At 43.3% G+C, this 9,279-nt stretch carries 10 protein-coding genes; 8 read left to right on the top strand and 2 right to left on the bottom strand.

Features of this window, described 5'->3' with window-relative positions:
* Window positions 1-624: 624 nt before the first annotated feature.
* The gene (locus tag JGK39_RS30905; protein WP_293298653.1) at window positions 625-1,035 is read left to right on the top strand and encodes a putative adhesin; all 411 of its coding nucleotides are present in this window, start codon (window positions 625-627) and stop codon (window positions 1,033-1,035) included.
* A 376-nt stretch (window positions 1,036-1,411) separates the two neighbouring features.
* The gene (locus tag JGK39_RS30900) at window positions 1,412-2,062 is read left to right on the top strand and encodes a hypothetical protein (RefSeq protein ID WP_293298650.1); all 651 of its coding nucleotides are present in this window, start codon (window positions 1,412-1,414) and stop codon (window positions 2,060-2,062) included.
* A 230-nt stretch (window positions 2,063-2,292) separates the two neighbouring features.
* Here the strand turns inward: JGK39_RS30900 and JGK39_RS30895 are convergent, their stop codons facing one another.
* Window positions 2,293-2,844 carry a hypothetical protein gene (locus JGK39_RS30895; protein WP_293298647.1) on the bottom strand — a complete coding sequence of 184 codons (552 nt, stop codon included), beginning with the start codon at window positions 2,842-2,844 and terminating at the stop codon, window positions 2,293-2,295.
* Window positions 2,845-3,229: 385 nt separating this feature from the next.
* Between JGK39_RS30895 and JGK39_RS30890 the strand changes: the two genes are divergently transcribed.
* From JGK39_RS30890 to JGK39_RS30875, 4 genes are all read left to right on the top strand, one after another.
* Entirely contained in the window at window positions 3,230-3,532 is a 303-nt protein-coding gene (locus tag JGK39_RS30890; protein WP_293298644.1) for a hypothetical protein, read from the top strand.
* Between the two features lie 358 nt (window positions 3,533-3,890).
* Entirely contained in the window at window positions 3,891-4,433 is a 543-nt protein-coding gene (locus JGK39_RS30885; protein ID WP_293298641.1) for a hypothetical protein, read from the top strand.
* Window positions 4,434-5,722: 1,289 nt separating this feature from the next.
* Complete coding sequence (locus tag JGK39_RS30880; protein WP_293298638.1) at window positions 5,723-6,652, top strand: sterol desaturase family protein; 930 nt, start codon at window positions 5,723-5,725, stop codon at window positions 6,650-6,652.
* On the top strand, window positions 6,649-6,807 hold the full coding sequence (locus JGK39_RS30875; protein WP_293184606.1) for a hypothetical protein: 159 nt from the start codon (window positions 6,649-6,651) through the stop codon (window positions 6,805-6,807). Before JGK39_RS30880 ends, JGK39_RS30875 begins: the two co-directional genes overlap by 4 nt.
* A gap of 17 nt (window positions 6,808-6,824) precedes the next feature.
* Here the strand turns inward: JGK39_RS30875 and JGK39_RS30870 are convergent, their stop codons facing one another.
* Window positions 6,825-7,922, bottom strand: a complete 1,098-nt coding sequence (locus JGK39_RS30870) for a linear amide C-N hydrolase (RefSeq protein WP_293298635.1) — start codon at window positions 7,920-7,922, stop codon at window positions 6,825-6,827.
* A gap of 233 nt (window positions 7,923-8,155) precedes the next feature.
* On the opposite strand from JGK39_RS30870, the gene JGK39_RS30865 reads away from it, so the two are divergent.
* Together JGK39_RS30865 and JGK39_RS30860 are read left to right on the top strand one after the other, a co-directional pair.
* Entirely contained in the window at window positions 8,156-8,761 is a 606-nt protein-coding gene (locus JGK39_RS30865; protein WP_293298632.1) for a hypothetical protein, read from the top strand.
* Window positions 8,754-9,227: a hypothetical protein gene (locus JGK39_RS30860; protein WP_293298629.1), complete on the top strand. Its 474-nt coding sequence runs from the start codon at window positions 8,754-8,756 to the stop codon at window positions 9,225-9,227. The genes JGK39_RS30865 and JGK39_RS30860 overlap by 8 nt, the downstream gene beginning before the upstream one ends.
* Window positions 9,228-9,279: the final 52 nt, after the last annotated feature.

Genomic DNA, 9,279 nt, shown 5'->3' with positions numbered 1-9,279 from the left:
AAGCCTCAAATGATTGCAGAGCAATTATTTGAGGTTTTGAGAATTCTGAATTCTTTTGAAATTAAATCCGATCGAATATCTGCGGAATGTGGGTTATAAGGTACAGTGCGATCGCCTGATCTTGTAGGGTGCGTTACACTTCGTTAACGCACCATCCGTATCATTATCATTCAAGTGGGTGGGTTACGCTGTTGCTAACCCAATCTATGTTTTATTGCGATTACGGATCTTGTAATGCGTAGGCGTAGCCCGTCGTAGACATCGCTTTTTGTTTGATGTATTTACGGGAGAGTGATCGCTTTTCTTTATTCAGAAAGTGCGATGGCAACGCCCCCCAGAGGCATCGCTTTTTTGTGGGGAGATGGGCGATCGCTTTTTTTACATGCGATCACCTAAATAAAACTGGCGATCGCTTATCAATTTTCATCCCTGAGTTGACCATTTGACGTTGGGGGCGATAACGGCAATTATTAACCGACACAACTTATTCTAGAAAATACTACGCACTGCGAAGGAGGGGCAACCATACCCCTCCACCCCGCTCATAGGTAGGTGGTGAAAACCACTACCGCGTGTTACTCTCCGGTCTAAAGACACGGAGTTTCCCACAACGAAGGATTTTTTATGAACTACATCGTATCAGGACATGGTGGTCGGTGGGCTTCACCTACGCACAAAGTTTTTCCTCCAGATGGTTTCACCGTAAATTTCTTTGTTAATGACGGAGAAATTCTTACTAACGAAGCGGCTTGGCCTATTTATAATCACTTACTTGCTGGAGATGAGAAATCGGTTAAAAGTAAGATTGTTAAGTCGGTATCACAAGGACAAGCTGCCTACAACTATTCATGTTGGTATTACCCAGAACTCAAATGGAATTCTGGCATCTTTAAGGTGGGTGCAATCTCAACAGAGAAGCCCATAATTGATTTATCGAAATATAAAGAAGACAGTCCTCTTTCCCTTGGATCTATGTTTGATATGCTACCTGAGCGTGGAGTAATATACTGGGTAGCATGCCAAGTGGTTAGTTAAACTGCCAGAAATGTCAGTGCGATCGCTCTCTTCGTAACGCACCTTCTCAATTTTCGGTGCGATGTCCACAATGCCATAAGCCGAAGAGTGATCGCCTAAATAAAAGTGGCGATCGCTCTTCAATTTTTATCCCTTAGTTGACAACTTGACGTTGGGAGCGATCGAGGCTTATGAAAGTACGTTGAGTTCACTAAACGCATACAGCTATCGCTTTTTTATGGGAGATTGGGGAGTGCGATCGCCTTTTTTACTTTGTTGAAGATGCAATCGCTTTTTTGTGGGGAGAAGGGCGATCGCCTTTTATTTACAGGATGCCGATATTTAGCAGCATTTTTCAATTTTAAAGTACCCAATACGCACTAGGAGCCAGAAAAATATGCCAGAATTTACTGATGGATTTAACTTTGTCATTGATGATGATGGCAAGCTATATGCTAGCCAAACTTCTGCGATTGTTAGGGCTCATACAGTTGATGCCAACACTCAAAAGAAATTCAGTGTGCCAGGCAAGCCAACCCGAACAACCTTTTACTTAGCAAAAAGCGATCACAAATACTTTAAAGATTGTCTTGAAACAGCAGAAGATCTGATTAACAATCAGTATCCCCTTTCTATTCCGGGGACTGTTCGTAGCAAGGTGAAGCGGATAAACCAAAATTTTGGCAATTCCCAAGCGGACAATATTCAAGCTACTACAGAGTACAAAAGATTATACCCCAATTACGCCGATGAGAAAGCTGATCCGGTACAGGGAGAGGCTTATGTAATTGTTTCGTTAAGCGAAAAGACTGTTTACCCTTACCATGCAGGGGCTGTAATTGCAACAGACAATACATCCCAACTAACACTAGAAGTCTTTGCAACAGATCAAAACGCCAAAAAACGTACAGAAACGGGAACTTACCACATCTACTATCTTGCTGATAGCAGCAAGGGGAAAACCTTTCACACTACTTGGAAAGATAATTCTCACCTTGTTTCTCCTGACGGGGTAAAACCGATAACAATTGTCATTGTAAAGAAATAACCACAACAAGGCGCAGGCTTTCATAGGAACTTATCTGCTTTCCTAACACATCGATACAGAATTTAGCCATGCTTTCGTATAGCATATCCTTGGTCAAGCAGCCCAAATATACGGTATGTGGAACAGGACATTGTCGCACAACAATCAAGCTAACCGGCACGATCGAGCAGAGTGGATCGAAGCTTAATCGAGTCCGGTTCAGCACCGGGTTAGGCTATCAATCTTCGCGGCTAAAATGGGTCATAGACTTGCCCTTGATTTTGATCGACACGATCGCGCACCCAAAAGCGCCACCCATTTATAATGGTATATTCTCCAACAATATTAATTCCATGTGCGCGATCGTAAATGCCATTAGCGATCTGATCCTTGGAACCAGCACTGATATGAAAGAGGTACTTAGGATTCTGTTGTTGAATTTGCTTTAGACGAACATCGTAGTTCGCGGGGTCATTTATGAAGTTGTTGTGTTCTACAGTAATATGCTGGCGGTCAGGTCCATAAGCAAGAAACTGACAGCCATTCATACCATCAGTAATCATATAATACGTACCTTTTTGCTGGGTTGGCAAAGCGTAAATATTGTTGTTATTGGCGACTGGATGCACATAGTAGCCTGGGATATTTGTTCCAGCCGCAGCGGTTTGAACAAGTGCAGCATGGAGTCCCTGTGCAATGAATTGGAAATTGCCATTGCGTGCTGGAATCTGAGACGGAATCAAGATGGCTTGAAGTCTCATAAACGTTTTGAAATCGGCTAAAAAATCGGAAGTTAGTGACATTGGCATATTTAAGAATGAGCGTCGTATTTTAATATACCAGGCAGGAGGAACGCAGGCGTGCCAAATTTTTGGTGAATCACCCCGTCAGCTTGTCAACACTCACCACCAGCACCAAGATGCTAGGGGGATGACCAGTGAGTTGCAGCAACTTTGCTCTTTATTTCGAGGTTGGCTATCTCCTTGAAGAGTGGACAACCTCGAAAATAGTTTCGGATTCGCACTCACAAGAGCAGATCGCAGACAGCTTCAAGGAGTTTGGCGGTGATGTTGGTCATGGTTTCAAGTCCTGGGAGTTATGCCCAAACCTTAATTAAATCTGAAAAACTATTACTTTTGGTAATTTTGCTTATACAAATTAGTTGATGAGCCTAAAGGAAATAAATGTATGGCCACAATAAAAGGCAGTGTAACGGTAGGGGGAACCAAATTTGAATATGCAGAACTAGACTATGGTAAAAATCGTGGAATTGCAATATGGCGACTTGGAGTTGCCAAAGATAGGCATGAGTATTTACTTACTCCCAACCCCCACGACGATCCTTGGTATAATAAGCATCAAGAAGATTTTTACCGTGAAGCTGCTACTAGAATTGGTGAAATCTTTATGCGGGGAAATCCTAATGCCTACCCGCCGTTTGGGACAAAAATAACCATTCACAGTATTGACTATACATTAAGCCAATATTAAAGGCGTGATTCCGCCTGTACCAGTTCCGGGCTTTCACCGTTATTAGTATTAATAGTTGGGAAACTGACTGCAAAATTAGCTTTATGACGGTGTTCCTGCTAACAATGGAAACAAAGGAATTGATTGCAAAAATTATCCCCAACCAGAACGAACTTACGGAGTATGTTCAGGCGATAGTGCTACTTTGAGGTGGTAAGGAATCTGGGGGTTGAGGGGGGATTTTTGGGGAGAAAATTTGCCTGTAACTCGAAAAATTCCCAAATTGGGGTCGGGAAACGTCTAATAAATGTGGGAAGAGAAACTACGTGTCTAATTTCCACAGTTGTTTTGTTCTTGACTTTTTCTTTAGGAGAATGTAGTGAAAATTACACAGGTTTTTCAGAAACTAATTGCTCTCGTTGCCCTAGTAGCTGTTACCTTTGGGCTTGCGGCTCCGTCTGCCTCAGCAGCCATCCTTTTTTCCGCTCCCGGACTTGCTCCAGGCGCGCCAGCTTTAAGCACATCTATCCAGTATTTTACTTCTCTTGAAACCGGTACTGTTTTCTCTAAAGCAACATCAACCCAAGGGGAAAATGTCCTTTTTTGCAATAACTTCTACCAGCAAGGCGCAGGTTCGGAGTGGCAATCCAAATGTCTTGATCAGAAGAACTTACCATCGTTGGAGGAAGGTTACGTAGTCCAATCGTATTCTAAATCTACCGGACCTGGTGGCGTCTGTTGGAAGAAGGTTAACATGTATGCAACTCAAGTTCCTCCTGTAGTTCCTGGAAATAACCGTTACCTTATATCGGGCGTAAGCCAGTCTGGGTCTTCGGTAGCTCAAATTACTATTGAGGGGCCATCTTTGCAATCAAAGGGTGAGACTGAACCTAAGAGTGTTCCATTTGCTGTCTGTCCATAGAAGAACAGAAGATAAGTAGCTAGACAAAATTAATTGCACAATTTCATACTAATGAAGCGAAACGGAATATAGCAAATGCAAGTATTTTGGAAGCCTCACGATGACATTGTAGCGTGTAATTAATTCTGCACAAGCCCTTATTATAGGGTGTCTTAATTAAATGTAAGGCACCACTACTAACTGAAGTTTTAGAGCGATCTCATTCCCATAATGCGATCGCTTTTTTATAAAGGGTGTGGGTGTAGTCCATCGTAGACATCGCCATAATAAGGAATTGAGTTTCATCGCCTAAAAACCTTATCTTTTTTGTTCTTGACTTTTTATTCAGGAGAACGTTAATGAATATCCCACGGCTTTTTCAGAAACTAATTACTCTTGTTGTCGTACTGATTCTTGTCCCCTATCCTCTCGGCCGCTAATTGAAGAATAGAAATCGATTTGAGTAGAATCTATCAGGCTGTCCGCACACAGCAATTCTCATTTTGAAATAAATAGAGTATTAACCCCATTTTGAAATTCAAAGTAGGAGATCGCCTTTTTTGTAGGGAGAAGGGCGATCGCCTTTTATTTAAAGAATGCCGATCCTATTTTTTAGTGCGATCGCCAACGGCCGCAGCGAAGCCGATCGCACTTACGAACAATAGAAAAACCCAGTTGCCATCTTACATCTTAACTGAGGGATGTCTGCGACGGGTCACGCCTACACCTTCTGCTACTGTTATGCCATTTTTCCAAAGCTCATACTCACTCAAATCGATATCTTCATTCTACACAATCCCGTAGCCCCCTTGCTCAACCTTAAAATTCTTGAAAAAAGCAGGTTGACGAAGTGGAGCAAACATGAGATCTTTTTAAAAGATGGACAATATTATATTGCTTGACTTCGTGATTGGTAAATTCAATCACCAAGGTGCGAACGCAGGGTAAATGCATCTACTTACCAAAAAATATTTGAAACCTCTAGTTCTCCTTAAAGTGGAATTTAGATATGACAGCATTCTCAATAAGAATTTATTGGTGATAAATTTTTGTGCTTAATGTCAGTTATTAGGAACGGTATATTACAATACGGTTTACTTAAGGCAGATCCCCCCTAACCCCCCTTAAAAAAGGGGGGGACAAGAAAGCTCTTAAGTCCCCCGGGAGGGGGGTTTAGGGGGATCTCCAGGGCATAAAAAGTGTTAAGTAAACCGTATTGCGGTATACTAAGGCTTTTAGCGATTAATTGTTCTTCCTAAACTAGATGATTTATCCTGGTGTCCAGATAACTAAACCTGAAAAATAAAACAATGCTAAGTCCAGGTTTTCACACCCCAAGTCCACTCAATAATCGCCCTGAAACAACTGTAACTTCTAAGGATAAATTAACAGTCAAACTATTTAATTTATTTTTTGAAATAGAGTTTTTTATCAAAGTAGCTGTTGCTTGTACCCTAGTCCAGCAGTTAATTTATTGGCTCTCGAACAAATTCCATTTCGACTTTACAGCCGAGGTTTTGCTGTACTGGCTGATTGGGTCGGTTTCATTCTACAGCATCGGTATTTTTATTGAAAAAGTTCTTAAAACTAACCAGACCTGGCGAGAAAGATTCAATGTCAGAGTCAAGAAAGTGAGAGAACAGCCGTTCCCTGAATTTACTGCTAAAGGAATCCTAGTCGGAGAAATTAAAAGTTTGGCAGCAGCAGCGATTATTCTCTACCTAGCTCCCGAAGTTCATCGGGGAAATAGCTGGCTCTTAAATTTTGGATGGTTCTTCGCCAGAATAATTGTGGCGGATTTCTGCTTTTACGTTACCCATAGGCTCTTTCATCAAAAGTTCTTGCAGGATATACATCTCAAACATCACGAATTCTTGGATTCATCCAGTTTTGTAGCCGGTCATAAAAGCCTGCTTGAATATGCCATTGTCACCATTGCGGACGTTTTGCCTGTTTTTGTATTCGGATACGATATTACTCAATTGTGCGCCTGGACTGCGATCGGCAATGCTTACAATTTAGAAGGTCACAGCTCTCTGTCAATATTTTTCATTGACTCAGATTTTCACGATCTCCACCACTCTCGCTTTAAGGGAAACTACGGCATTCAAGGATTTTGGGATCGGATATTCAATACGCTGAACCATCCTACTAAGAAGCCTGGAATTATGTTCCCTGCGGCTGCTCTGGAAAAGAACTTTCTCAAGCCGTCCTGTAAGAACATTGATAACGGGAATTGAACCTCGACCCTTGCTGGTACGGCGATCGCCTTGTCAAAGCCGATCCAGAAGCTTTGGCTCGGCGATCGCTCTCGAAGATGAGGTATCAAAGGTTGAAAACCTTGATGTACCTAGAATCTGGCATACCTCATCTATCCCAGAAAGGCTATACCTGACCCGATCGCGTTGGCACTTAAGCGTGAGGCAAGAATTCAAACGGAACGGCCCGTACAAACTTTTCGGTGAGGTCGCCGCCCAGCTCCCACTTTTCGATTATTACCGGCTTTTTGGGTTTTTCCGACCATTCGAGAGTATTCACTTCTTCGAGCATATCGATCTTCCGCACTCCCGAGCCTTCGCCAAGGTCTAATTCCTTGAGGTCGATCCAACAGACACTCGCACTGCGGGTGTTTGCGTAGTAATAAACGAGGTTCTTGTGGTCGGAAACGGTGCTCCAAAGTGTGGAGGCAAGATTGGGCTTTTCGGGGTCTGCGATCCCGATCGGCACGGCGGCATTGCGAATTATGCTAAAGGTGGTTGCAATAGCTGTGCGTACATCGTTGATATGATCGCGCGGGACTGCCGATAGGTAAAACGAGCAACGGGCAAATCGATCGGAGGCGTTGTTAGTGCCCGGCAGCACGATCATGCCATCCTTTTTTTCCCAGTATTCGTTGATTGCCAGTTGTTTGTCGTAGGTCGGAGAATTGGTCATCACGATATAATCTTTACCGTGGTGGATTTGTAGCTTGCCGCCTACGTACTCGAAAATTGCGGAATCGCCAGTTGCGTCGGAAATTGACAGGTGAACTGTACTTTTCTTATTGCTGCCGTCCGGTATGACGGGCGCGTCCACCTCGAACAAATTGTCTGGTTCCATCGCTACAACCGCCTCTTTGACCGTGGCAAAACTATCGAGGAAATACTGCGCCCATGCCGCAGTTGACATTTTTGGCAATTGTTCTTCCCCGTCCCCTCGTTCGTAGTCCGATTCTACCAGGAACAGCAAATTGGCAACCAAACCCTGAGTGTTGATACCGTCGGTAGTGCAAGCGTCTAAGGCGGAGGTAATTACGCTGCCGTACTTAGATGTCCACGTAAAGGAACTATCACCATTATTATTGTATGTTCCCCCCTGGCGCTCCATATTTGCTGGAAATGCCCAAATCTCGCTTTCAAGCGGGGTTGCCCAGTCCATGTTGCGACCCGTCACAACGTTGGGACTAGGCGCGTTCGGGTCATATATTAATGGATTTATTTGTCGATCTACGTAGAGAATTCTCGTACACATGATTCAGATATCTCCTTTGGAAGTATTGGGTATTGCGTAGTATTGTTCGCAGCTCAATTGTTGTAACTGCCTAATTAAATATACACCAAAAACTACTTTTATAGCAATAGAGGCGAGGAATTAATTAACTGTAGTTTAGACTAACTAAAGATGAGAACGGTGGCCCAAGAAGAACTAGAGCCACCGTTAAGGAGAGAATGAGGGTGAAAAATAAAAACCTATCCACTCCTTAAATGAACAGTGAACGATTAAAGGACTTTCGTCAAGAAGCATACGAGTTATTAGTACGAGGCAAGGATGCAACATTCGAGCTGATGGATGCAGTGATGACCACCAGGAATGCAGCCTGTTTGGCGGAATTTTCGCTCAATCCATTATTCCATCGTCAATGGCCAAGCGTCTACGAGGCATTGCAAGACTGTAGACCAGACCGGAAAAAACTGATGCTGCTGTATCTGGAGCAATTACAGAAGGAAGCACCCTCAACGGAACACGTTTTAGTGGCAATCGATCATACTGCATGGGGCAGACCAGATGCCAAAACATTACAAGACAGAACCCATGAATATCACAAAGGCGTAATTATTGGACAGGGGTACAGTACAATTGCGTGGATACCCGAAGCAGAAGGAAGTTGGGCATTACCCCTACTACATGAACGAATTAGTAGTTGGTCTTCACCAATAGAAAAAGCAGCTTCCCAACTCAAACTTGTTTGTGAACAGAGCATCAATCCAGTCTTAGCAGTTTTAGATCGAGAATATGGCAATGCAAATTGGGTACTGGCGCAAGCAGATATTCAAGCTGATTGTTTAATGAGAGTCCGAAAGAATGCCTGAAGAGTGGTCAGAACCACCAGCATATAGTGGTCGCGGCAGACCACGCAAGCACGGGCAGAAAATGAGACTCAACGACCCAACCACATGGCTCCAAGCGGATACTGTGATTGAAATTGACGAACATCCAGATTTGGGACAAGTCCGAGTCACTCAATGGCTAGACTTACATTTTTATCGTGCGCCTGGACAGAGAGTCAATTTAATCCTCGTCGCAAGAATGAAGCTCATGTCAAATGGTCAGCCATTTCCACCCTTATGGTTGGCTTGGGTGGGAGAACGAACTCTCCCTCTAGAAACAGTCTGGTTCAAATATTTACGACGTTTTGGAGTAGATCATTGGTATAGGTTTGCCAAGCAACGACTACACTGGACATTGCCTAACCTGAGAACTCCCGAACAATCCGAGCGTTGGAGTGATTTAACCCACATTCCGCAGATGTGGGTCGGATTTTTTTATCAGTTGTGAAAACTTGGAAGCCAAACGCTTTTGGGCTGAAATTATGCAGTGTTAGCCTTAC

This window comes from Microcoleus sp. PH2017_12_PCY_D_A (genome assembly GCF_020738565.1).
Lineage (GTDB): Bacteria > Cyanobacteriota > Cyanobacteriia > Cyanobacteriales > Microcoleaceae > Microcoleus.
The sequence above is the reverse complement of the archived record's forward strand: the minus strand, read 5'-3'. Positions and strand labels throughout refer to the sequence as shown.